Here is a 23,534-nt window from a genome sequence, read left to right as displayed (position 1 = left end):
CTCGGAATGTGGACGCGGACCCCTAACCCGCCCGGGGATTCGCCCCATTGATGTTCAATACCCGATCCGCCGGGGCCGGGGTGACCGATCTGGCTCGTCGCCCGCCACGCCCGTCCGGTAGAAAGGGGCGTTACACCCCTCATCCGGGGCTCAGGGCGCGTGTGCGGCGCGCCCGGTGTCCGTACCTCCCCCCGCGCACCGGCCATCCGGCGCGCAGGGAACGGACGCGGTGCCCGCCCACCTCCCAAACCAGGGGGTGGCCACCCTCACCATTTACGAACAAAGGGGTTCAACAAAGTGGCAGCGGAGATCGTCAATCCTCGCAGCGACAGCACCGACGAGGCGCCCGACGGCGCCTTCGACCCGGCCTTCGCGCTGCACCGTGGCGGCAAGATGGCCATCCAGGCGACCGTCCCCGTCCGCGACCGGGACGACCTGTCCCTCGCGTACACGCCCGGCGTCGCCAAGGTCTGCAGCGCCATCGCCGAGCAGCCCGAGCTGGTGCACGACTACACCTGGAAGTCCCAGGTCGTCGCGGTCGTCACGGACGGCACCGCGGTGCTGGGCCTGGGCGACATCGGCCCGGAGGCGTCCCTCCCGGTGATGGAGGGCAAGGCCATCCTCTTCAAGCAGTTCGGCGGCGTGGACGCGGTGCCGATCGCGCTCGCCACCACCGACGCCGACGAGATCGTCGAGACCGTCGCCCGGCTGGCGCCCTCCTTCGGCGGCGTCAACCTGGAGGACATCTCCGCGCCGCGGTGCTTCGAGATCGAGCGCAAGCTCCAGGAGCGGCTGGACATCCCGGTCTTCCACGACGACCAGCACGGCACCGCCGTCGTCACGCTCGCGGCGCTGCGTAACGCCGCCAAGCTGACCGACCGGACGCTGGGCCAGCTGCGCGCGGTCATCTCGGGTGCGGGCGCCGCCGGTGTGGCCATCGCCAAGATCCTCATCGAGGCGGGCATCGGCGACGTCGCGGTCTGCGACCGCAAGGGCATCGTCTCCACCGACCGCGGCGACCTCACCGAGGTCAAGCGGGAGCTGGCGGGCTTCACCAACAAGGGCGGGCTGACCGGTTCGCTGGAGGACGCCCTCGACGGCGCGGACGTCTTCATCGGTGTCTCCGGCGGTACGGTCCCCGAGTCCGCGGTCGCCACCATGGCGAAGAACTCCCTGGTCTTCGCCATGGCCAACCCGAACCCGGAGATCCACCCGGACGTCGCCCACAAGTACGCGGCCGTCGTCGCCACCGGCCGCAGCGACTACCCGAACCAGATCAACAACGTGCTGGCCTTCCCCGGCATCTTCGCCGGTGCCATGCAGGTGCGTGCCTCGCGCATCACCGAGGGCATGAAGCTCGCCGCGGCCGAGGCGCTGGCCACCGTCGTCGCCGACGAGCTGAGCGCCGACTGCGTGATCCCCTCGCCGTTCGACGAGCGCGTCGCCCCGGCGGTCACCGCCGCCGTCGCCGCCGCCGCCCGCGCGGAGGGTGTGGCCCGCGCCTGACGCGCGCCACGCTGCCGAACGGGCCGGGCCCGCACCTTTCACGGGGTGCGGGCCCGGCCCGTTTCCGCGCGCGGGGCGGCGCGGGCCGGGCTCCGGGTGCGGCCCGGCTCCCGGCGGAGGCCGCGGCCGGCTCAGGAGGGACGCTCCGGGGCCTGGCCCGGCCGGCCCGGCCGCGCGGTGCCCGCGGAGCGGCGCGGCCGGTTCCTCCTCCCGTCGCCGGACGTCGCCGGACGTCGCTCGTCCCGCGACGTCACCGCCGTACGCCGCCGCGCGCACGCGGTGCGCGTCACAGTCACGCCCCGTACCGCGCCGGGCGCGGGCGGCCTAGGTTGGCCTCATGTTTGCTGCCTATGCCGCGCGCATCGACCGTGACCAGCCGCTCGACGGCCTCGAACTGGGCGAACGGCCCGCCCCGGAGAGCCGGCCGGGCTGGACCACCGTCAACGTCAAGGCCGCCTCCCTCAACCACCACGACCTGTGGACGCTGCGCGGGGTCGGGATCACCGAGGACGCGCTGCCGATGATCCTCGGCTGCGACGCCGCCGGTACGGACGCCGACGGCAACGACGTCGTCCTGCACTCCGTCATCGGCCAGACCGGTCACGGCACCGGACCCGGCGAGACCCGCTCCATCCTCACCGAGCGCTACCAGGGCACCTTCGCCGAACAGGTCACCGTCCCCACCTGGAACGTCCTGCCCAAGCCGAAGGAGCTGACGTACGAGGAGGCCGCCTGCCTGCCGACGGCGTGGCTCACCGCGTACCGCATGCTCTTCACCAACGCCGGGGTGCGGCCCGGTGACAGCGTCCTCGTCCAGGGCGCGGGCGGCGGGGTGGCGACCGCGGCGATCGTGCTGGGCGCCGCCGCCGGTCTGCGGATCTTCGCCACCAGCCGCGACGAGGCCAAGCGGCGCCGCGCCGTGGAGCTGGGCGCCGAGGCGGCGTTCGACAGCGGGGAGCGGCTGCCGCACCGGGTGGACGCGGTGATCGAGACGGTCGGCGCCGCCACCTGGGCGCACTCCGTCAAGTCGCTGCGTCCCGGCGGCACCCTCGTCATCTCGGGCGCCACCACCGGCTTCCACCCCGACCGCACCGAACTCAACCGGATCTTCTTCCTGGAGCTGAAGATCATCGGCTCCACGATGGGCAGCAAGGAGGAACTGGCCTCCCTGCTCAGCTTCTGCGCCGCCAAGGGCGTCCGCCCCGTCATCGACTCGACCCTGCCCCTGGACCGGGCACGCGAGGGCTTCGCGAAGATGGCGGAGGGCGACCTGTTCGGCAAGGTCGTCCTGACGGTCTGAGGGGCTGACGGTCTGAGGGTCTGACGGTCTGAGGGACGGCGGCCGGACCAGCCGGCCGGTGATCCGACGGATCGATGGTCCGGCGGGCCGGCGGCCGACCGGATCCGGCAGGACGGCGGGAGGCGACGGAGGATGAGGGGCCATATGACCGGCGGCGTACGGGTGTTGCGGGCGGTGGGGCGGGCCGCCGCGCCGTGGAGCAACGGCGGTGGGGTGACGCGGGAGATCGCCGCCCACCCCGAGGGCGCGGGCTGGTCCGCCTTCCACTGGCGGGTCAGCCTGGCCGACGTCACCCGCGACGGGCCGTACTCCCCGCTCCCCGGCATCCGCCGCGTCCTCACCGTCGTCGACGGCGCCGGGCTGCACCTGACCGTCGACGGCACGCCCCACCCGCCGCTGCCCCGCCACACCCCCTTCGCCTTTCCCGGCGCCGCCACCACCGACTCCCGTCTCGTCTCCGGCCCGGTCGTCAACCTCAACGTCATGGTCCGCGAGGGCCGCACCCGCGCGGACGTCACGCTCGCCCGGGGCACGTACGGCCTGCCGCGTACGCCCGGCGTACGGCTGGTGGTGGCGTTGCCGGACGGGGAGGGGGAGCGACCGGGCGGCCCGGAGGGCGCGGCCGTGGCCCCGGGCGGCGCGGTCGTGACCTCGGGCGGCGCCGTGGTGGCCGAACTCGGTGTGTACGAAGCGGTGTTGCTGCCGACCGGAACGGCCGCGGAGCTCCGTACGGAGGGGATCGCCGCGGTGATCACGCTGACGGAGGAAGGCGCGGGGACCGGAGCGGGGGCGGAGCCCTCGGCGGGGGAGGAGGGAACGGGGAGGGCGTAGGGGGCGGTAGGGGAGACGACGGGCCCGGCGCCGCTGATCACGCTGACGGGGGAGGGGCGCGGGGGCGACGGCCCGAGGCGGCGGTGGCGTTGACGTTGCCGGGCGCCGGGGAGGGTGGGCCCGCGGGTGCGGTCTCCGGGGTGGCGCACCTCGGGCCTCGCGGGGTCAGGCCGGAGGTGCCACGTTCTCCAGGGCGCCGTGCAGGCGGTAGCGGGGGACGCCGTTCGCGCCGCCGGGCAGCGGGGTGACGCCGTCCAGCGCCGCGATCCGCGCCGCGATCCGCGCCGACACCGGGCCGTCGGCGAACGCCCGCCACGCCGCGAGATCCTCCCACTCCGCGTGGTTGAGCACCCGCGAACCGTCCTCGCTCACGTGCAGATGCGCGCCGAGCAGCCCCGGCACCCGCGCGTCGGCCAGCGCGCCGAGCACGGTGTCCGCCAGCGCCCGCCGGGCCGCCGGCCCCGAGACGGCGAAGACCGGTGTGACCAGCGCCCCCGGCTCCTTCCCCGATGCCCCTTCCGGCACATGGCCGCGGTCGGGGCGGTAACGGACCGGACCGGGCCGCCGGATCCCCGGGACCGCCGCGTCGAGCGGGGCGAGAGCGGCCGACCGGTGCGCCCGAGCCCACTCCCGGTGCGCCTCGTCACTCGTCCACTGCGCGTGGTGCAGGATCTCCGTGCCGTCGAGACCGACGAACACCGAGAGCGACAACATCGCGTCCGGCCGCTCCTGCGCCTCCCAGATCCCGAGCACGGCATCGGCCACCGTGCTCTGCACCGCGGGGTCCGGCACGATCCAGCTGCTGATCAGCACGGTCGCGGCATCGGCCCGCCGCACATCGGGGAAACGGGAGGTCCTGGGCATCACATGCTCCGTTCAGGTCGGGACGGGAGGACGGGTCGGGAGGGCGGGGCGAGGGGTGGAAACGGGCCCACGGACTCGCGCGCTCCTCCCGCCGCCCGGTGACCCGCGCTCTTCCAGGAGTCTCCTTCCTCAAGTGCGGTTGAGGTCAAGGCGGTTGCCGGGGGGCCGGGCCGGAGGTCTCCCGACAGGGCCGCGAGAGGCACTGGGACGCGACGCCCGGGGCTCCCGACGGGGCGCGAGGCGTACCGGTACGCGGCAATGAGGCCCGGCCTCCGGTAACGCGCAACCGGCCGCGGCCCCTACGCACCGGTACCCGGGCACCAGGCCCCGGCCGCCCGCAGTCCGCCCGGCACCCCCGCCCGCCCCGGCGCTACGACGCGCCCCCGGGGCCCGTGAGCGCGGCCACCGGGGCGGACGGCCCGGCGTACCGCGGCGACGAGGGCGACGGGGGCGGTACCGGGGACGGCGCGGACGGAGGCGGCGGCGTCGACGGCTGGGGTATCCGGCCCGGCGGGAGCGGACCCACCGCGCCCACGGTCTCCGCGCCCCGCACCGCACCCACAGCCGGCCGCCCCGCCGGCAATGTCCCCCGGGGGTACGGCGGTACGGGCTCGGGAGCCGCGTCCGGAGGCCGGACACCCGCCGCGAACAGGGCGTGGTTCAGCGGACGCAGCAGCAGGGACAGCCGCTCGGCACCGGACAGACCGAGCGCCCGCCACGGCCCCGCCGCCAGCTGATCCGTCATCCGCTCGATCGCTTCCCGCTCCCGCAGTCCCAACGGGGTGGCGCCGCCGTCCGCCGTGAGCCAGCCGCGCGCCGCGAGCCGGTCGTGGGCATCGCTCCACTCCCGGGCGCTCCAGCCGCGCGCCGCCGCGGACACGGGTGCGATCCAGCCGTCCCGCTCGCGCCCACCGCCCGCCGCCGCATGCGACACCAGCGCCTCGCACGGATCAAGCCCCCAGGTCAGCAGGGCCGCGAGATGGCCGTCACCACGATGCTCACGGAGCACCGCCGTGGCCTGCCACAGCATCAGATGCGGCGGCGCCGGCCACGGCAGGTCGCGGTTGGCGGCGGCGAGCGGACGTCCCGCGGCAGGCGCGTTCTCCGCGGCGCGCCGCGCCAGTTGGGCGGCCTCGGCCATCTCGGGGCCGGACAGCCGGTCGCCCAGCAGCCGGCTCAGCGCGCGGTCGACGGCCCGCAGCCGCGCGTCCAGCACCGCACCCGGCCGGGCCGTCGCCCAGACCCGCGGTACGTACTGGGCCACCAGCCGTGGCGCGAAGGTGTAGTACGTCGCGGTCACCAGCTCCGGCCCGACGGCCCCCAACGGGGCCGTGCGCCAGGCGAAGTAGCCGGGGCGGCGCGACGTGGTGTCGTAACCGAGACCCGCCGCGACCCACTGGGCCTCGGGGGTGGAATAGGCGGTGGCGTGCAGCGGTTCGAGCCGCTGCCACATGCGGCGGGCGACCGAAGGGTAGTCCGACATCGCTGTACCTCATGGCCTTCACGATGCGTGCGTGCAGAGAGGAAACGGCCGTTGGCGCGCGCCGCGAGGGCCAGGGGTCCACGCCTCGGGCGCGTCCGCGGACCGTGTGGTGCCGGTACGGGGCGGCGGACGCCGTACGGAGAACAACTCCGCACGGACCGCGGGGCACACTCACGCGCGCCCCGCTCCGCACACGGCCCGCCCGGCCCCGAGCCGGGAAACCCACCCCGGCACCGAACGAAAAACCGTGCGACAGATGACGTTCCCCGATTACGTCCGGTGAATCCTGGCTCCAGGAAATAACTCTCCGTAAAGGGGTCGGGAGTGTGCGCGAAGCGGCACAGTCATCCCGGGAGGAGCCACGGCCACGAGGAGCCAGGGCGGTCCACCGCGGTGACACGGAGACGGGAGAGGCGGCCCGCGACGCCGCACCGCACCGCGCCACGCGATGGGACGAACACCCGGGCCCCGAGGGCCACTTCCTCCCACACGGACGGGCACCCACTCGCATCCGCCGCGGTGCTGCGACGAACTCCCGCCCACACCTGCCTCGGTGCCGCGTGGCACTCGGCTGCGCCGACCCGCACGCCGCGCCGCCGCCAGGCCCGGCATGTCTGCCCGGCGATACGCCGCCCGGCCGCCTCGCCCCCGCCACCTACACGCCGCTCAGCCCCTCGCCCGGCTCCCGCAGCAGGGCGTCGATCTCCGTGGCGGCTGTCGCCAGACGGTGCCTGGCCCGGTGGACCTGATCGGCGGTGACGCCGTGGTCGCGAGCGGTGTCCCGGAGGTCGTCGCGGAAGCGGTCCAGCAGGCGGTCGAAGTCCCGGGCCGGATCGGGGCCCGGCGGCTCGTCCGCCCACGCGGGCGCGGCCGATGCCCCGGCCCGCTCCGACGCGGTCGCCGCCGGGCCCGCGTCCGGCCCCGTGGCGTTTCCCGCGGTCTTGCCGAACCGCGCGCCCTCGGGCGCTGTCCCGTCCGGCCCGGCGCCGGCCACCGGCCCGTCCGTCTCTTCCGGACGGGCGTCGTGCCCGCCGCGCGGCCGGGCTCCGCCGTCCGCCGCAGGGCGCGTGGCGCTCTCCCGCCCCGTGTGATCGTCGGCGTACGGGCTGCCCGCGAAGCGGCCGACCTCGCGGGAGACCTCGGAGAGCGCTTCGCGGACCGCACCCGCCCAGTCGCCGGAGCGGACCCGCTCCTGTGCCTGCTCCTGCACCCGCCGGAGGGCCCGCTGCACCTCTTCGCGGGCGAACGCCTGGGCCTCGCGGGCCTCTTCGCGCGCGCGGCGGGTCTCCTGCTCGGCGCGGCGGCGTTCGTCCTTCGCCCGGCGGGCCTGCTCCTTCCACTCCTCCTTGGCGCGGCGGAACTCCTCCTTCGCCTGCCGCCACGCCTCCTTGTCGCCGGGCTCGGGGCCGGTGCCGTCGCGCCCCTGACGGCCCTGCGCCCGTGCCTGCTGGGCGGCCTCACGGATCTCGCGGCGCAGGTCGCTCGCCGAACCGCTCACATCCGCCCGGATGTCGGAGGCCAGCGCGGCCACCGAATCGCGTATCTCCAGCTCCAGTTCGGCCAGTTCACCGCCGCGCCCGGCCAGCTCCGCGCGGCCCGCGTCGGTCAGTGAGTAGACCTTGCGGCCGCCCTCGGTGGCGTGGGTGACCAGGCCCTCGGCCTCCAGCTTCGCCAGCCGCGGATAGACCGTACCGGCCGACGGCGCGTACAGGCCCTGGAAGCGCTCCTCCAGCAGACGGATGACCTCGTAGCCGTGGCGCGGGTTCTCGTCGAGGAGCTTGAGGAGGTAGAGGCGCAGACGGCCGTGGGCGAAGACGGGGGGCATGCTCAGAGCACCTTCTTCTCTATGGGCGGGGTGGCCGGGCCGTCGCCGGGGTGGCCGCCCGCGGTCTCGAAGACCGGCCGGCGCAGCAGCGCGAGGCCGCCGGAGACCGTGGTCGCCTTCAGTCTGCCCGCACCGGAGCCGAGCGTTCCGCTGATGTTCTTCGCGCCCCACCCGCCGCCGACCCGCAGCGTGTCGAAGGCGTTGGAGACCGTGCCGCTGGTGGTGCCGGCCTCCACCCGGGTGTCGGCGGGCTCCGGCAGCCGGATCGCCACCTCACCGGAGACGCTGGTCAGCTGGATGTCCGCGCCCCGGTCCGACGCATCGAGGTCAAGGGCCATGTCGCCGCTCACCGAATCCGCCCGCACCCTCGACGCGCCGCCGTCCAGCACCGTCAGATCCCCCGAGACGGAGTGGAACCGCAGGCCACCGGTGACGCCTTGCGCCTCGACGCGGCCCGAGACGGTCTCCGCGCGCACCTCGCCGGTCAGCCCGACGAGCGTGCTGTCGCCCGAGACGGTGTGGACCCGGGTGGGACCCGCCACGCCCGTCACTATCGCCGTGGCGCCGACCGAGCTGACGTCCACCCGGGCGGTGGCCGGGACGGTCACCGACACCACCGCGCCGTGGTCGCGCCACCCCTTGTGCTGGAGGAAGGCGAACAGCTTCTTCCAGGGGCCCTTCCAGGGCGGGTTGTCGTACCCGATGGAGAGGGTGCCGCCGTCGAGGGAGACGGCCAGCGGCTCGCCCGTGACCTCGCCGATCTCCACCCGCGCCGGGCCCTCCTCGGCCGTGCCCACCACGTTGACCGCGCCGCCGCACAGCCGGATCTCCAGGGCCCGCACGGGCTCGTCGATCTCCAGGGTGCGGGGCTCGGCCACGCGGAGCGGATATCGCGGCCGGGAACTCCCCGGCGTACCGGCCCCGGGCGCGGAAGAACTCGACGTACCGAAACTCGACGTGCTGGACATATCGATCCCCCCGGATGACGGAAACCCAACGCAACATATCGCGTCTTCGTCATACACGATATATCGCGCTCGGTCGAAGTCAAGAGTGAAGCCGGGGACCGGCGAGCGGAGGCCGCTGACACGACTGCGACCCGGGACGAGAGGGACGGAGCCGCGTGCCGGAAGACGCAAGCCGGAAGCCGCAAGCCGGAAGCCGGAAGCCGGAAGCCAACGGCCGGGTGCCGGGAAAGCTCCGGACGCCACAGACGCCCGCAGACACCGCAGACGCGACAGGGCCGGCGGCCGGGAGGCATCCCCCCGGCCGCCGGCCCCGGTCCCGTCGCCCCCGTGGGGCGCGCGCCTGCGGCTACTCGTCGTCCTCGTCGTCCAGCCGCGCCAGCCAGGTCGCCAGCCGCTCCACCGGCACCTCGAAGTCCGGGTTCAGGTCGACGAACGTACGCAGCTGTTCGGCCACCCAGCCGAGGGTGACCTCCTCCTCGCCGCGTCGGCTCTCCAGCTCTTCGATGCCGCGGTCAGTGAAATACACGGGCTCTCCACCAGGGGTCAGTAGGACGTTCCCGGCCAGGATAGGCAGGCCGGACAGACCGCCGCGCACGGCCCGCCCCGCACCGGCCCCGGCCCGTACGGCCCGCCCCGGCACCTCCCGGCGACCGGCCCCGGCACCGGGCCGCCCCGGGCCCGCCACCGGCCGCACACCGGCCCCGAAGCCCGCCCGCGCCCCGGGGACGCGCGCCCCGGCACGGCGAAGGGCCCGCCCCCTCGTGGGGGCGGGCCCATCGCGATGTCCCGGATCTCCGGGGCGGACGACTACGCGTCGAACGCCTCCGCGATCAGCTGGGCCTGCTCCGCCTGGTGACGCTTGGCGGAACCCACCGCGGGCGACGAGGAGTGCGGCCGCGAGATGCGGCGCAGACGCTCACCGTGCGGGATGTCGGCACCGACCGCCAGGTCCAGGTGGTCGATGAGGTTGAGCGCGATGAACGGCCACGCACCCTGGTTGGCCGGCTCCTCCTGCACCCACAGGTACTTGCCGGCGTTCGGGTACTTGGCGATCTCTTCCTGGATCTCCTTGCCGGGCAGCGGGTACAGCCGCTCCAGCCGGATGATCGCGACATCGTCGGCACCGCGCTTGTCCCGCTCGGCGGCCAGGTCGTAGTAGACCTTGCCGGAGCAGAGCAGCACCTTGCGGACGTTCTTCGGGTCCGCCTTCGCGTCGCCGATCACCGGGCGGAAACCGCCGGTGGTGAACTCCTCCGCCTTCGACGCCGCGGCCTTCAGACGCAGCATCGACTTCGGGGTGAAGACGACCAGCGGCTTGTGGTGCGGGTTGTGGACCTGCCAGCGCAGCAGGTGGAAGTAGTTCGACGGCAGCGTCGGCATGGCGACCGTCATGTTGTTCTGCGCGCACAGCTGGAGGAAGCGCTCGATACGGGCCGAGGAGTGGTCCGGGCCCTGGCCCTCGTAGCCGTGCGGCAGCAGCAGCGTGACGCCGGAGGTCTGGCCCCACTTCTGCTCGGCGGCGGTGATGTACTCGTCGACGACGGTCTGCGCGCCGTTGACGAAGTCACCGAACTGCGCCTCCCACATGACCAGCGCCTCGGGGCGGGCCAGGGAGTAGCCGTACTCGAAGCCCATGACCGCGTACTCCGAGAGCAGCGAGTCGTAGACGTTGTAGCGCGCCTGGTCCTCCGAGAGGTACAGCAGCGGGGTGTAGTCCTCGCCGGTCTCCCGGTCGACCAGCACCGCGTGACGCTGGCCGAAGGTGCCGCGGCGGCTGTCCTGGCCCGACAGGCGGACCGGGGTGCCCTCCAGCAGCAGCGAACCGATGGCGAGGGTCTCGCCCATGCCCCAGTCGATCGTGCCGTCCTCGATCATCGAGGCGCGGCGCTGGAGCTGCGGCAGCAGACGCGGGTGGACGGTGACCCGGTCGGGGATGTTGACCTGCGACTCGGCGATCCGCTTGACGACCTCGTGGGAGATCGCGGTCTTCACCGCCACCGGGAACTCCGCCTGCGGGTCCGGCACCTCGGCTGCACTCGGGGCGGCGACGGCCTCGCGGACCTCGGCGAAGACCTTCTCCAGCTGGCCCTGGAAGTCCTGGAGCGCCTGCTCCGCCTCCTCCAGGGTGATGTCGCCCCGGCCGATCAGCGACTCGGTGTACAGCTTGCGCACCGAACGCTTCTTGTCGATCAGGTCGTACATCAGCGGCTGGGTGAAGCCCGGGTTGTCGGTCTCGTTGTGACCGCGGCGGCGGTAGCAGATGAGGTCGATGACGACGTCCTTGTTGAACGCCTGCCGGAACTCGAAGGCCAGCCGGCCCGCGCGGACGACGGCCTCGGGGTCGTCGCCGTTGACGTGGAAGATCGGCGCCTCGATCATGCGGGCCACGTCGGTGGCGTACATCGACGAACGCGACGACTCCGGGGCGGCGGTGAAGCCGACCTGGTTGTTGATGACGATGTGGACCGTGCCGCCCGTGCGGTAGCCGCGCAGCTGCGACATGTTGAGCGTCTCGGCGACCACACCCTGGCCCGCGAAGGCCGCGTCACCGTGGAGGGTGACCGGCAGGACCGTGAAGTCCGTGCCGCCCTTGTTGATGATGTCCTGCTTGGCGCGGGAGATGCCCTCGATGACCGGGTCGACCGTCTCCAGGTGGGACGGGTTCGCCGCGAGGGTCACCTTGATCTGCTCACCGTCCAGGCCGGTGAAGACACCCTCCTGGCCCAGGTGGTACTTCACGTCGCCGGAGCCGTGCATCGACTTCGGGTCGAGGTTGCCCTCGAACTCCCGGAAGAGCTGCGCGTAGGACTTGCCGACGATGTTGGCGAGGACGTTGAGACGGCCGCGGTGGGCCATGCCGATGACGACCTCGTCCAGCCGCGACTCGGCGGCCGAGTCGATGACCGCGTCCAGCAGCGGGATGACGGACTCGCCGCCCTCCAGCGAGAAGCGCTTCTGGCCGACGTACTTGGTCTGCAGGAACGTCTCGAACGCCTCGGCGGAGTTCAGCCGGCGCAGGATGCGCAGCTGCTCCTCGCGCTCGGGCGAGTTGTGCGGCCGCTCGACACGGTCCTGGATCCACTTGCGCTGCTTGGGGTCCTGGATGTGCATGTACTCGATGCCGGTGGTGCGGCAGTACGAGTCGCGCAGCACGCCGAGGATGTCGCGGAGCTTCATCATCGACTTGCCGGAGAAGCCGCCGACCGCGAACTCGCGCTCCAGGTCCCACAGGGTGAGGCCGTGCTCGATGATGTCGAGGTCGGGGTGCTTGCGCTGGTGGTACTCCAGCGGGTCGGTGTCGGCCATGACGTGGCCGCGGACCCGGTAGGAGTGGATCAGGTCGAAGACCCGGGCGGCCTTGGTGACGTCGTCGTCGTGGGAGACGTCGATGTCGCGCAGCCAGCGGACCGGCTCGTAGGGGATCCGCAGCGACTTGAAGATGTCGTCGAAGAAGTCGTTCTCGCCGAGCAGCAGCTGGCTCATGATCCGCAGGAACTCGCCGGAGGCGGCGCCCTGAATCACGCGGTGGTCATAGGTGCTGGTCAGCGTCATGACCTTGGAGATGCCCATCTTGTTCAGGGCATCCTGCGAGGTGCCCTGGAACTCGGCGGGGTAGTCCATGGCGCCGACGCCGATGATGAGGCCCTGACCGGGCATCAGACGCGGCACGGAGTGAACGGTGCCGATACCGCCCGGGTTGGTCAGCGACGCGGTGACTCCGGTGAAGTCCTCCATCGTCAGCTTGTTGTTGCGGGCGCGGCGGACGATGTCCTCGTACGCCTGCCAGAACTCGAAGAAGGTGAGCGTCTCGGCCTTCTTGATGGCGGCGACGACGAGCTGGCGGTCACCGTTGGGCTTCACCAGGTCGATGGCGAGGCCGAGGTTGACGTGCTCGGGCTTGACCAGCGTCGGCTTGCCGTCCTTCTCCTGGAAGGAGTAGTTCATCGACGGCATGGCCTTGAGGGCCTGCACCATCGCGTACCCGATGAGGTGGGTGAAGGAGACCTTCCCGCCCCGGGCGCGCTTGAGGTGGTTGTTGATGACGATGCGGTTGTCGAACAGCAGCTTCACCGGGACGGCGCGGACGGACGTGGCCGTCGGCAGCTCCAGCGAGGCGTTCATGTTCTTCGCGACGGCGGCCGACGGGCCGCGCAGCGTCACCAGCTCGGGGCCGGCCGGGGCCTCGGTGGCCTTCGTGGCGGCGGGCTTCGCGGCCGCCGGCTTCGCGGCGGGCGCGGCCTTCGCGGGCGCCGGGGCCGCCTTGGCGGGGGCCGGGGCGGTCGCGGCGGGCTGCGCCGGGGCGGCCGGGGTCGCGGGCTGGGCGGACGCCGGGGTGGCCACGGGCTTCTCCTGGGTCGGCGGTACGGGGGCGGGGCCCTCGGCCGGCTGGCTCGGCGCGGCGGTGGCGCCCTGCTTGTAGTCGGCGAAGAAGTCCCACCAGGCTCGGTCTACCGAGTTCGGGTCCTGGAGGTACTGCTGGTAGATCTCGTCAACGAGCCACTCATTCGCACCGAACGCGGCGGCAGGGGACTTCCCCTGCCCGTCTTGGTCGGTCGAGATGTTCGAGCTGTTGGGGGACTGTGGCGACACGGCGGCAACCGCCCTCTTCCGCTTCCTAAGGTGGTGGACAGCGGAAATAAAGGCTACGCCTCTTGGAACCTTTGGTGCAGTCCGGGAGGGGTACAGGTAGCGCACGTCACATTCGCCGACGGGTTTCGCGGCATGACTTGGCGGGAAACACTCGGGGTTCGTCCGCGCGCGGGTACGCCTCGGCGCGGGGAGACGTCCCTGATCAGGGACGTGCACCGCCGTTCGTGTGCTTCCGGCACCGACCCTACGCCACGGGTCGTCAGCCGCGGCCGGACTCCGTTCCCGGAAGAGTGACCCGGATCCGGCAACCGCGCTCGGATTCGGCCACGCCGATGCGTCCGCCGTGCAGGTCCACCGCCCAGCGCGCGATGGCCAGACCCAGACCCGTACCGCCGTCGGTCCCCGGGCCGGACGGTGCGGGACCGCCGCGGTTGAAGCGTTCGAAGACGCGGTAGCGCTCCGCCTCCGGGATGCCCTCGCCCTCGTCCTGCACCTCCAGCTCCAGGCTCTGCGGGCCCTCGCCGCGCCGGGCGTGCACGGTGACCCGGCCGTGGCGCGGACTGTGCTTGATGGCGTTGTCGATGAGGTTGGCGACGACCTGGTGCAGCCGCTCGGCGTCCGCGTACGCGGTCAGCTCCGGCGGCGAGACGTCCAGGTGGAGATGGACATCTGTACGGGTGTGGGTGCCGGACCCGGCGGTTCCGGCGAGGGTGGAGGCGCCGCGGCTCATGTTGGCCTCCTTCAGCACCCCGGACAGGTACGGCCAGACCTCGAAGCGGCGGCAGTGCAGCGGGACGACGCCGTTGTCCAGCCGGGAGAGATCCAGCAGATGCTCGACGAGCCGGCCCAGCCGCTCGGTCTGCTTCAGCGCCGTCCGCATCGTCTCCGGGTCGGGCTCGGAGACGCCGTCGACGACGTTCTCCAGCACCGCGCGCAGCGCCGCGATGGGGGTGCGCAGCTCGTGCGAGACGTTGGCGACCAGCTCCTTGCGGTGGGTGTCCACCGCCTCCAGATCGGCGGCCATGCGGTTGAAGGCGCTGGCCAGGTCGCCGAACTCGTCACGCCGCTCGGCGCGCACCCGGCGGGTGTAGTCGCCCTGCGCCATCGACCGCGTCACGTCCGTCATCTCGTCCAGCGGCGCGGTCAGGCTGTTCGCCACGAACTGCGTGATCAGCAACGAGGCGATGATCGAGAAGACGGTGATGACCCGCAGTTCGGTCGCCGAGTGGATGGCGACGAAGACCAGCAGGGTGGTGATGATCACCGAGACGACGACCAGCGCGCCGAGCGCCGCCTTCACCGAACGGTAGGGGTCGAGCGGCCGCAGCCCCTCCCACAGGCGCCCGGCCAGGGCGCGCCCGCGCGCCCGCCAGCCACGGGTCATGCGGGCGGGGTCTCCAGGGCGTAGCCGACGCCGTGGACCGTACGGATGCGCTCGGCGCCGATCTTGCGGCGGAGCGCCTTGATGTGGCTGTCGACCGTGCGCGTCCCGGACGCGTCGGCCCAGTCCCACACCTCGGCCAGCAGCTGCTCACGGGAGAGCACCGCGCGCGGGGTGTTGGCCAGACAGACCAGCAGGTCGAACTCGGTCGGCGTCAGATGGACGTCGGCTCCGCGCACCCGCACCCGGCGCTGCGCGTGGTCGATCTCCAGCTCGCCCAGGCGCAGGATGCCGCTGCGCGGGGTGTGCGCGGCGAGCGCCGCCCGCTCCACGCGGCGCAGCAGGACGTGCACCCGCGCGGCCAGCTCCCGCATGGAGAACGGCTTGGTCATGTAGTCGTCGGCGCCGACGCCGAGACCGACCAGCATGTCCGTCTCGTCGTCACGCGCGGTCAGCATCATCACCGGCACCGGGCGCTGCGCCTGCACCCGGCGGCACACCTCCAGGCCGTCGAAGCCCGGCAGCATCACGTCGAGGACCAGCAGGTCGGGCTGCCACGCCTCGGCGGTGTCGACGGCCGCGGGGCCGTCCGTGGCCGTCTGCACCTGGAAGCCCTCGGCGCGCAGCCGGGTCGCGATGGCGTCCACGATCGTCGGGTCGTCCTCGACGACCAGCACCCGGCGCTGGGCGCCCGGCGTGGCCGCGGCGGTGCCGCCCTGGCTGGTCTGAGTCTGGTCCATCGCCCGCCCCTGCATGTCCCCGTGTGCCTGGTCGCGTAGTGACTGGATGTGCGGCCTCACGGCGCGCGGCGGCCCGTCGCGGGCCGTGTGCCGCGGCGCCGCGTCACATCCAGGGGAGCAGCGTAAGCGCACGGTGTGACTGTCGGCTACGCGCCCTTGTGCGCGAGGTGAACGACGTCGGGGACACCTCGGGCAACGGGCACCTCTTCCGTGCGAACGTGACAGAACCCGGCATTCCGGAGGGCCTGGTCGAAGGCGGGTGACGGCTGCGCCGACCAGACGGCCAGCACCCCGCCCGGCGTCAGCGCCGCACGGCAGCCCGCGAGCCCGGCGGGGGAGTAGAGCCCGTCGTTGCCGTCGGTGACGGTCCAGTCCGGGCCGTTGTCGATGTCCAGACAGAGCGCGTCGTACGCACCGGGCGCCGTGTCCTCGCGCAGATGGGCCACGAGATCGGCGTGGACGATCGCGGCGCGGGGGTCGGCGAGCGCCCGGCCGGTGAGTGCGGCGAGCGGGCCCGTGCGGTGCCAGTCGATCACCGCGGGCTCCCGCTCGATCACCTCGATCCGCCCCCAGCGCTCCTCCTCCACCGCCCTGACCAGCGAAAATCCCACACCGAGACCGCCGATCAGGACGGCCGGACGCTCCCGCTCGGGCGGCAGGGAGGCGAGCGCCGCGTCGATCAGCAGCCGTTCGGAGCGGCCGTCGGAGGTGTCCATCAGGAAGCAGCCGTTGGCGATGATCTCGAAGACCGGCGCGCCACCGGAGCCGTCCGCGCCGTCACGCCGGCGCAGCACCACCTCGCCGTACGGGCCCTCGCGGCGGTCCAGTGTGACGGGCCCCGCCGCGGGGCCGGCCGGGGACGGGAAGGTCGGGTCGCAGGGAACGGGAGTCATACGGCCATCCTGGCCAACGTCCGCGTCGCCGGTCCAACCGGCGGCGCGGACGACGCGGCACACCCCGCCCGGGTTGCGCACCGTGACGTACCTCACCCGGTGCGGACCGCCGGGGGGTGAACGGCCGGGCGCCGCCGCGCGTTGAGTACGCGGACGCCCCGGGGGCGCGGGGCGGCGGGACCGGACGGGGCGACGGGGAAGGGGAGGGGCGGTGCGATGGGGACGGACGGTGGGGCGGCGGTGCCGTCCCGGGGCGGGTGCGTGGCCGGAGCCGGGCGGGTCGTTCGGGGCGTGCGGCAGGGATTCGCCGTTCGGGCGGCCGGTTCCGGGGCACCGGCGGGCGGGCCCCGCCGGACGGAGGCGGCGGACGGGCCGCCCGGCGGCACGGCGCGGTCGCGGTGGTGGCCGGGGCGGCTGCTGCCGGGGCCCCGGGCGACGCCCTTCACCTTCTGGTACACGCTGCTGCTGGTGGCGACGTCGCTGTTCGCGGCGTACGCGGACCCGGCGCGGGTGACGGAGCTGCTGCGGGCCTCCAGCACCGACGCGGCGCATCTGGCCGCCGCGCCGCTGCGGGTGCTGGTGGCGAGCGCGCTGTGGAGCGACGGCGGGATGCTCTCCGGGTTCGCGCTCGCCTTCGTCGTGGTGCTGACCGCGCTGGAGCGGCGGGTCGGCGCCGCGCGCACCCTCGCGGTCTTCGCCGGCGGCCATGTGCTGGCCACCCTCGCCACCGAACTGCCGGTGGGTGCCGCGGTCGCCGCCGGGACGCTGCCGCCCGGTGCGGCGCACCGCCTCGACTACGGCATCAGCTACGGCGTGATGGCCTGCGCCGGAGCGCTGGCCGGACTGCTGCCGGGGCGGCTGCGGTGGCCACTGCTCACCGGCGCCGCCGGCTACGCCGCGGCCGGTCTGCTGACCTTCGCCGATCCGCTCAGCTCCTGCGGCCATCTCCTCTCCCTCGCCATCGGCGCCGCCGCCCGGCACCCGCTGCGCCGCGGACGCTCCGGCCCGCGCCCGGCCCGGCTCCACGGCGACCTCGGCCATCCGGCGCTGCGCCGGGCGCCGGGCCGCCCGGGGCCGGTCGCGGGGGCGCGCCGGCGGGGGTGAGCCCGGAGGGTGGGGCGGACGCCGACCGCCCGCGTGAGACCGCCTCACCCGGGGGCGGCCTGTTTCCGCAGGTCACCGGCGTGTGCATGCCCGTTGGTCCGCCCCGTCGCGCCGGGTCCGGGCGCCCTCAGGCGCCCGGCGGTGTCCATACGTACGGCGTGGTGGTGGTGACGGCGTGGAGGCCGAGGCGGCGGAGGATGGGGGCGCTGTCGGCGGAGGCGTCCACCTGGAGGAGGTCCACGCCGTGGGCGACGGCGAGGGTGGCGCGGGCGGCGACCAGCGCGCGGTAGAGGCCGCGGCCGCGCCAGGCGGAGAGCGTCGAGCCGGGGCCCGTCCCACCGGGCGGCGCCCGGCCGGAGCCGCGCCCGGCACCGTCCGCGCCCCGTCGAGCGGAGGGCACGGGCCGGGGCCGCTCGCGCCCCGTCCGCCGGGCCGCCCGCGAGGGCCGCCGCCCCGCCGCCGGTCCGGAGCCGCCCCGGCCCGTGCCACCGCCCCGTCCCCCTCTGATCGCTCACAGCGAACACCGGTCGGGGAACATCCGGCCGCGCAGCTGCATTGAGTGAGTACAGCTCAACTTGCCTGCCGAAGGGGAGATCATGGCTTCGTCGTCCCACACGCTCACTCTGCCCGTGCTGCCCCTCGATGACGAGGTGGTCCTGCCCGGCATGGTCGTGCCGCTGGACCTGTCGGACGCGGACGTGCGCGCCGCCGTCGAGGCCGCGCAGTCCGCCGCCGACCAGGGCAACAAACCGGAGGTGCTCCTTGTGCCCCGGGTCGACGGCACGTACGCGGCGATCGGCACGCTCGGGCGGATCGAGCAGGTCGGGCGGTTGTCCGACGGCGACCCGGGCGCGCTGATCCGCGGCCTGCGCCGGGTGCGCATCGGCTCCGGCACGACCGGGCCGGGCGCCGCCCTCTGGGTGGAGGGCACCGCCGTCGAGGAGACGGTGCCCGGCGCCGGAGGTGAGGGCGGCCGTACGCTCCCCGGCGCCGTCACCGAACTCGTCACCGAGTACAAGGCGCTGGCCACCAGCTGGCTGCGCAAGCGCGGTGCCTGGCAGGTCGTCGACCGCGTCCAGCAGATCGAGGACGTCGCAGCCCTCGCCGACAACGCCGGCTACTCGCCCTTCCTCACCACCGAGCAGAAGGTCCGGCTGCTGGAGACCACCGACCCGGTGGCCCGGCTGAAGTTCGCCACCGAGACGCTCCGCGACCACCTCGCCGAGCAGGACGTCGCCGAATCCATCGCCAAGGACGTCCAGGAGGGCGTCGACAAACAGCAGCGGGAGTTCCTGCTGCGGCGGCAGCTGGAGGCGGTCCGCAAGGAGCTGTCCGAGCTGAACGGCGACGACGGCGACGAGAGCGGCGACTTCCGTGCCCGTGTCGAGGCCGCCGCCCTCCCCGAGGACGTCCGCAAGGCCGCCCTGAAGGAGGTCGACAAGCTGGAGCGGGCCGGTGACCAGAGCCCCGAGGGCCCCTGGATCCGCAACTGGCTCGACACCGTCCTCGAACTGCCGTGGAACGAGCGGAGCGAGGACGCCTACGACATCGCCGGTGCCCGCGCCGTGCTCGACGCCGACCACGCCGGTCTGGACGACGTCAAGGAGCGCATCACCGAGTACCTCGCGGTCCGCAAGCGCCGCGCCGAACGGGCGGCCGGGGCCGCTCCGGAGGGCCCGGAGGCCGGCGGCGCCCGCCGCGCCGGGGGCGCCGTGCTGGCGCTCGTCGGCCCGCCCGGCGTCGGCAAGACCTCGCTCGGCGAGTCCGTCGCGCGGGCCATGGGCCGCTCCTTCGTCCGCGTGGCGCTCGGCGGTGTCCGGGACGAGGCGGAGATCCGCGGTCACCGGCGGACGTACGTCGGCGCGCTGCCCGGCCGGATCGTCCGGGCGATCAAGGAAGCCGGTTCGATGAACCCGGTGGTGCTGCTCGACGAGATCGACAAGGTCGGCTCCGACTACCGCGGCGACCCCGCCGCCGCCCTCCTGGAGGTCCTGGACCCGGCACAGAACCACACCTTCCGCGACCACTACCTGGAGGTCGAACTCGACCTCAGCGACGTGGTCTTCCTCGCCACCGCCAACGTCCTCGACGCCATCCCCGGCCCGCTGCTGGACCGTATGGAGCTGGTGCGGCTCGACGGCTACACCGAGGACGAGAAGATCGTCATCGCCCGGGACCACCTGCTCCCGCGCCAGCTGGAGCTGGCCGGACTCGCGCCCGGCGAGGTCACCTTCGACGACGCCGCGCTGCGCAAGCTGGCCGGGGAGTACACCCGCGAGGCGGGCGTACGGAACCTGGAGCGCGCGGTAGCCAGGCTGCTGCGCAAGGTGGCCGCCGGGCACGAACTGGGCGAGCGGGAGCTGCCGTTCACCGTCACCGCCGAGGAGCTGCGCCCGCTGATCGGGCGGCCGCACCACACCCCGGAGGCGGCGCAGGATCCGGCCGTGCGGCGCACCGCCGTGCCCGGGGTGGTCACCGGCCTCGCGGTCACCGGCGCCGGCGGCGACGTGCTGTACGTCGAGGCGTCGCTCGCCGACCCCGAGACCGGCGCCTCGGGGCTGACGCTCACCGGGCAGCTCGGCGACGTGATGAAGGAATCGGCGCACATCGCGCTGTCGTTCCTGCGCTCGCGCGGCGCGGAGCTGGAGCTGCCGGTCGGCGACCTCAAGGAGCGCGGCGTCCACCTGCACGTGCCCGCCGGAGCCGTCCCGAAGGACGGGCCGAGCGCGGGCGTGACGATGACGACCGCGCTGGCCTCGCTGCTGTCGGGCCGTCAGGTGCGGCCGGACGTGGCGATGACCGGTGAGGTGTCGTTGACCGGGCGGGTGCTGCCGGTCGGCGGGATCAAGCAGAAGCTGCTCGCCGCGCACCGCGCGGGCATCACGACAGTGATCATCCCGCAGCGCAACGAACCGGACCTGGACGAGGTCCCTGAGGAGGTCCTGACCGCCCTCGACGTGCGGCCGGTCGCCGATGTGCGCACCGTGCTGGAGCTGGCGCTGACCGACGCCGCCGTGCCGGTCCGCGACGTGGCCGCAGTGGACGGGGCGGTGCCCGCCGCGGCGTGAGGGACGCGGCGGTCACCGCACCGGGGCCCCTCCCGCACCGCGCGGGAGGGGCCCGTTCGTGCGGGGCGGCTCAGCCGTTGGCGAGCGCCTGGAGCCGGTCGTAGGCGCCGTTGAAGGAGTTGTGGTCCCCCACGGTCGGGCCGGTCGAGGTGTACTGCCAGATGGTGTGGAAGCCCCAGCCGGCCGGGAGTTCGCCGACCGAGGAGCCGTAGCGCGGCACCCACAGCGGGTTGACGGAGCCGAAGCCCGCGTAGTTGCCGGTGCACTGCTTCCACCAGCTGGTGGAGGTGTAGATGACGGCGTCCCGTCCGGTGCGCGACTTGTACGTCGCGAACCAGTCCTTCATCCAGTTGACGAGTCCGGTGGCGCTCATGCCGTAGCAGGTGGAGCCGTACGGGTTGTACTCCATGTCCAGGGCGCCCGGCAGGGTCTTGCCGTCCTTGGACCAGCCGCCGCCGTGGTCGACGAAGTAGTTGGCCTGGGCGGCGCCGCTGGAGGTGTTCGGCGTGGCGAAGTGGTACGCGCCACGGATCATGCCGATGTTGTACGAGCCGTTGTACTGCTGCGCGAAGTACTCGTTGACGTAGCTGGTGGACTCCGTCGCCTTGACGTACGCGAACTTCACGCCGCTGTTCCACAGCGTCTGCCAGCTGACGTTGCCCTGATGGCCGCTGACGTCGACACCCTCGACCCCGGCGAGCAGCCCGGTCGCCGGGCGGCCGGTGCCGGTGCCCTCGTGTGCGGCGATCTGTGAGCCGGCCCAGTCCTGGCCGGGGTGGGACGGTTCGGGCGCGTCGCCGGCGGGCGTCGCGGCGGTCGCGCTGCCGCCGGACAGGCCCAGCAGCAGCGCGAGGGCCGTGAGCAGGGCGCCGGCCACGGCGGCCAGGGAGCGGGTGCGGTGCGGGGAGCCCGACCTGTGCACGAGCATGCGTGTCTCCGGTTTTCGTGTGGTGACCTGAGGGGGGACGGAGCCACGGCGTGCCGGGCTCCGGGTGTTCGCGCGCCGCCGGGTACGGCGACCGCGTGGTGCGTGATGGTGCGCGGTACGTGGTGCCGAGGTGCGAGGTGCGCGAACGCGCCGTACGGAAGTGCGGAGGTGCGGAAAGTGCCGACGTGCGCGGTGCGGTGGTGCGTGGTGCGCGCGGGCGCCGTCGGTGCGTGCGCGCCGCGTGGACCGGCCCTGACCACATCTGACTTGGTGTGGTCATGCCAGAAATGACGATACGCGCGTAGACCGCGGCGATAAAAGGGGGGCACGGGGCTGCCGTTGGTCTAATCCTGCGAAATACTGGCGGAGCTGCGGCTTCGGCCGCGACGAGCGGAAACTTTTCACGAACGGAAACGCCGGAAAGGGTGCTGACGTGCGCGACACCGGAGCCGACGGAGCGGCGGAGCAGGGCGACGCGGCAGGTGTGGACCAGGTATTCCTCGCCCTGGAGCGCGAGTTGGCGGTCTTCCTGCGCCGGGCCCGCGCGTCCTCCGGCGAACTGGCCCGCGAGGTCCACCCCGATCTGGAGCCCGCCGCGTACGGCCTGCTGGTGCGGCTCGACGACGCCGGGGCGCAGCGCGCCACCGACCTCGCCGGGTACTTCGGCGTCGGCAAGGCGACCATGAGCCGTCAGCTGCACGCCCTCGAAGGGCTCGGACTGGTCGCCCGGGAGCCGGATCCGGCCGACGGCCGCGCCGTCCTCGTCCGCCTGACCGACGAGGGGCGCGAGCGCTACAGCCGCGTCCGCCTCGCCCGCCGCGCCCGCTACGCCCGCCGCCTCGCCGCCTGGGACCGCAGCGAGATCGCCGAACTGAGCCGCCTGCTGCACCGCCTCAACGCGGAACAGGAGGGCGAGGAGGCGCCGTAGGGCGCGGACGCCGGGGCGCGCGCCGACCGCCCCGCCGTCCCCGCGGGCGCGCCCCTCACGGCTCCACGTACACCACCGCCGCGTCGTCGTGGCGCTTGCCGCGCGGGTACGCGGCGCCCTGCGGGTCCGCCTCCTCCGCCGCGCGGACCGCGTCGATCAGCGCCTGCGGACCGCGCTCCGCCACCAGCGCCGCGCACTCCCGCCAGGAGCCCTCGCCGAACACCTCGACCCAGCGCCCCGCGCCGTCGCTGAGCGCGGTGAGCGCCCGCACCTCCTCGCGCGGCGTCCGGCCGGTCAGCGCGCGGGCGGCCACCGACGGATCGGCCGCCGCCGTGAAGAACCCGCCCTCGGCGTTGCGCAGCGCCTCGACCGAGCGCACGTACGCGCGCACCGCCGCCTCCCGCCCGGCCGCCCCGGGGGGCATCGCCCGCAGCGCCTCGCGCTCGGCGCGGACGTGCGGCGGCAGGTCGGCGAGCCGGGTGTCGCGGACCGCCGTCACGGCACCGTCCGCACCCTCCAACAGCAGGACCGAGTCGGAGAGTACGAGGTGCTCGACGCTCTCCTCGGACCACCGCACGGCGACCACTGTGGCCTGCGGAGTACGGGGGTGAGAAAGGTCACACGTCGAGCGGTGAATGGCGGCCGTACGGGAGATGGCCTCCGCGAGCACCTCAGGGAGCGTCATGTCCCGGTGCGAACCCGACAGTTCGAGCATCGCGCCCCCGAGCCGCGCGGTGAACCACGCCACCGGATGCCCGCAGCCGTAACCGCCCTCGGGCGGCGTCACCCCGTCCAGCAGGACGAGAGTCCCTCCCCGGCCGGACGCGGGAAGGGCCACGGACGCGTAGTCCTCGTTCGGGTGTTGGGGATCGCCGGGGGCGACGGCGAGTTCGATGCGCATGGCGGGCAGTCTGCCGGAGGGGCGCCGGGCGGCGGCGGTGGCGGCGCGGCGCGGGCGGAGGAACGGCGGTGCGCCGCCCGTCCGTACGCGGCGGGGCGCCCCGTGCGGGGGCGCGCGGTGCGGGCGCGCATCTTTGCAGGCGCCGACCGGTTCTCCAAACGGGTCGCCAGGTTGCGCATGGTTGCACCGGGAATCGGCCCCGCGCGGAAGTTGATGGTCAACTT

The 23,534-nt window shown here is 73.8% G+C and carries 16 protein-coding genes and 2 pseudogenes; 6 read left to right on the top strand and 12 right to left on the bottom strand.

What is annotated here, in order from left to right:
• The first annotated feature begins 297 nt into the window (after nt 1–297).
• The 3 genes from ACZ4M8_RS07120 (at nt 298) to ACZ4M8_RS07110 (ending at nt 3,637) form a co-directional block, all read left to right on the top strand.
• On the top strand, nt 298–1,506 hold the full coding sequence (locus tag ACZ4M8_RS07120) for an NAD(P)-dependent malic enzyme (RefSeq protein ID WP_467604048.1): 1,209 nt from the start codon (nt 298–300) through the stop codon (nt 1,504–1,506).
• A 337-nt stretch (nt 1,507–1,843) separates the two neighbouring features.
• On the top strand, nt 1,844–2,806 hold the full coding sequence (locus ACZ4M8_RS07115) for a zinc-binding dehydrogenase (protein ID WP_467604045.1): 963 nt from the start codon (nt 1,844–1,846) through the stop codon (nt 2,804–2,806).
• Between the two features lie 132 nt (nt 2,807–2,938).
• Nucleotides 2,939–3,637 carry a HutD/Ves family protein gene (locus tag ACZ4M8_RS07110; RefSeq protein ID WP_467604044.1) on the top strand — a complete coding sequence of 233 codons (699 nt, stop codon included), beginning with the start codon at nt 2,939–2,941 and terminating at the stop codon, nt 3,635–3,637.
• Between the two features lie 165 nt (nt 3,638–3,802).
• On the opposite strand, the gene ACZ4M8_RS07105 is transcribed toward ACZ4M8_RS07110, so the two are convergent.
• From ACZ4M8_RS07105 to ACZ4M8_RS07065, 9 genes and pseudogenes are all read right to left on the bottom strand, one after another.
• The gene (locus tag ACZ4M8_RS07105; RefSeq protein WP_467604041.1) at nt 3,803–4,501 is read right to left on the bottom strand and encodes an antibiotic biosynthesis monooxygenase family protein; all 699 of its coding nucleotides are present in this window, start codon (nt 4,499–4,501) and stop codon (nt 3,803–3,805) included.
• A 628-nt stretch (nt 4,502–5,129) separates the two neighbouring features.
• Nucleotides 5,130–5,984, bottom strand: a pseudogene (locus ACZ4M8_RS07100) (SCO6745 family protein); the annotation flags it as partial.
• A gap of 655 nt (nt 5,985–6,639) precedes the next feature.
• A complete protein-coding gene (locus tag ACZ4M8_RS07095) occupies nt 6,640–7,809 on the bottom strand; it encodes a PadR family transcriptional regulator (protein WP_467604040.1) in 1,170 nt (389 codons plus the stop codon).
• A 2-nt stretch (nt 7,810–7,811) separates the two neighbouring features.
• Nucleotides 7,812–8,687, bottom strand: a complete 876-nt coding sequence (locus ACZ4M8_RS07090) for a DUF4097 family beta strand repeat-containing protein (protein WP_467604039.1) — start codon at nt 8,685–8,687, stop codon at nt 7,812–7,814.
• A 436-nt stretch (nt 8,688–9,123) separates the two neighbouring features.
• Entirely contained in the window at nt 9,124–9,303 is a 180-nt protein-coding gene (locus ACZ4M8_RS07085; RefSeq protein ID WP_018536135.1) for a DUF6104 family protein, read from the bottom strand.
• A 281-nt stretch (nt 9,304–9,584) separates the two neighbouring features.
• On the bottom strand, nt 9,585–13,367 hold the full coding sequence (locus tag ACZ4M8_RS07080; RefSeq protein WP_467604037.1) for a multifunctional oxoglutarate decarboxylase/oxoglutarate dehydrogenase thiamine pyrophosphate-binding subunit/dihydrolipoyllysine-residue succinyltransferase subunit: 3,783 nt from the start codon (nt 13,365–13,367) through the stop codon (nt 9,585–9,587).
• A gap of 259 nt (nt 13,368–13,626) precedes the next feature.
• On the bottom strand, nt 13,627–14,751 hold the full coding sequence (locus tag ACZ4M8_RS07075; protein WP_467604035.1) for a HAMP domain-containing sensor histidine kinase: 1,125 nt from the start codon (nt 14,749–14,751) through the stop codon (nt 13,627–13,629).
• A complete protein-coding gene (locus tag ACZ4M8_RS07070; RefSeq protein WP_030280798.1) occupies nt 14,748–15,488 on the bottom strand; it encodes a response regulator transcription factor in 741 nt (246 codons plus the stop codon). Before ACZ4M8_RS07070 ends, ACZ4M8_RS07075 begins: the two co-directional genes overlap by 4 nt.
• Before the next feature lie 146 nt (nt 15,489–15,634).
• The gene (locus ACZ4M8_RS07065) at nt 15,635–16,381 is read right to left on the bottom strand and encodes a spermidine synthase family protein (protein ID WP_467604034.1); all 747 of its coding nucleotides are present in this window, start codon (nt 16,379–16,381) and stop codon (nt 15,635–15,637) included.
• A 291-nt stretch (nt 16,382–16,672) separates the two neighbouring features.
• Here ACZ4M8_RS07065 and ACZ4M8_RS07060 point away from each other — a divergent pair, with 291 nt between their 5' ends.
• Entirely contained in the window at nt 16,673–17,485 is an 813-nt protein-coding gene (locus ACZ4M8_RS07060; RefSeq protein WP_467604032.1) for a rhomboid-like protein, read from the top strand.
• A 127-nt stretch (nt 17,486–17,612) separates the two neighbouring features.
• Here ACZ4M8_RS07060 and ACZ4M8_RS07055 read toward each other — a convergent pair.
• A pseudogene (locus ACZ4M8_RS07055) lies at nt 17,613–17,810 on the bottom strand (GNAT family N-acetyltransferase); the annotation flags it as partial.
• A 271-nt stretch (nt 17,811–18,081) separates the two neighbouring features.
• Between ACZ4M8_RS07055 and lon the strand changes: the two are divergent.
• On the top strand, nt 18,082–20,553 hold the full coding sequence (gene lon / locus ACZ4M8_RS07050; RefSeq protein WP_467604031.1) for an endopeptidase La: 2,472 nt from the start codon (nt 18,082–18,084) through the stop codon (nt 20,551–20,553).
• A gap of 70 nt (nt 20,554–20,623) precedes the next feature.
• On the opposite strand, the gene ACZ4M8_RS07045 is transcribed toward lon, so the two are convergent.
• Entirely contained in the window at nt 20,624–21,481 is an 858-nt protein-coding gene (locus ACZ4M8_RS07045) for a lysozyme (protein ID WP_467604030.1), read from the bottom strand.
• Nucleotides 21,482–21,914: 433 nt separating this feature from the next.
• On the opposite strand from ACZ4M8_RS07045, the gene ACZ4M8_RS07040 reads away from it, so the two are divergent.
• Nucleotides 21,915–22,409: a MarR family winged helix-turn-helix transcriptional regulator gene (locus tag ACZ4M8_RS07040; protein ID WP_467604027.1), complete on the top strand. Its 495-nt coding sequence runs from the start codon at nt 21,915–21,917 to the stop codon at nt 22,407–22,409.
• Between the two features lie 55 nt (nt 22,410–22,464).
• Here ACZ4M8_RS07040 and ACZ4M8_RS07035 read toward each other — a convergent pair whose 3' ends face one another.
• Nucleotides 22,465–23,310: a hypothetical protein gene (locus ACZ4M8_RS07035; protein ID WP_467604026.1), complete on the bottom strand. Its 846-nt coding sequence runs from the start codon at nt 23,308–23,310 to the stop codon at nt 22,465–22,467.
• Nucleotides 23,311–23,534: the final 224 nt, after the last annotated feature.

This window comes from Streptomyces sp. NPDC027185 (assembly GCF_055567035.1).
This window is presented reverse-complemented; position numbering and strand designations above follow the sequence as displayed.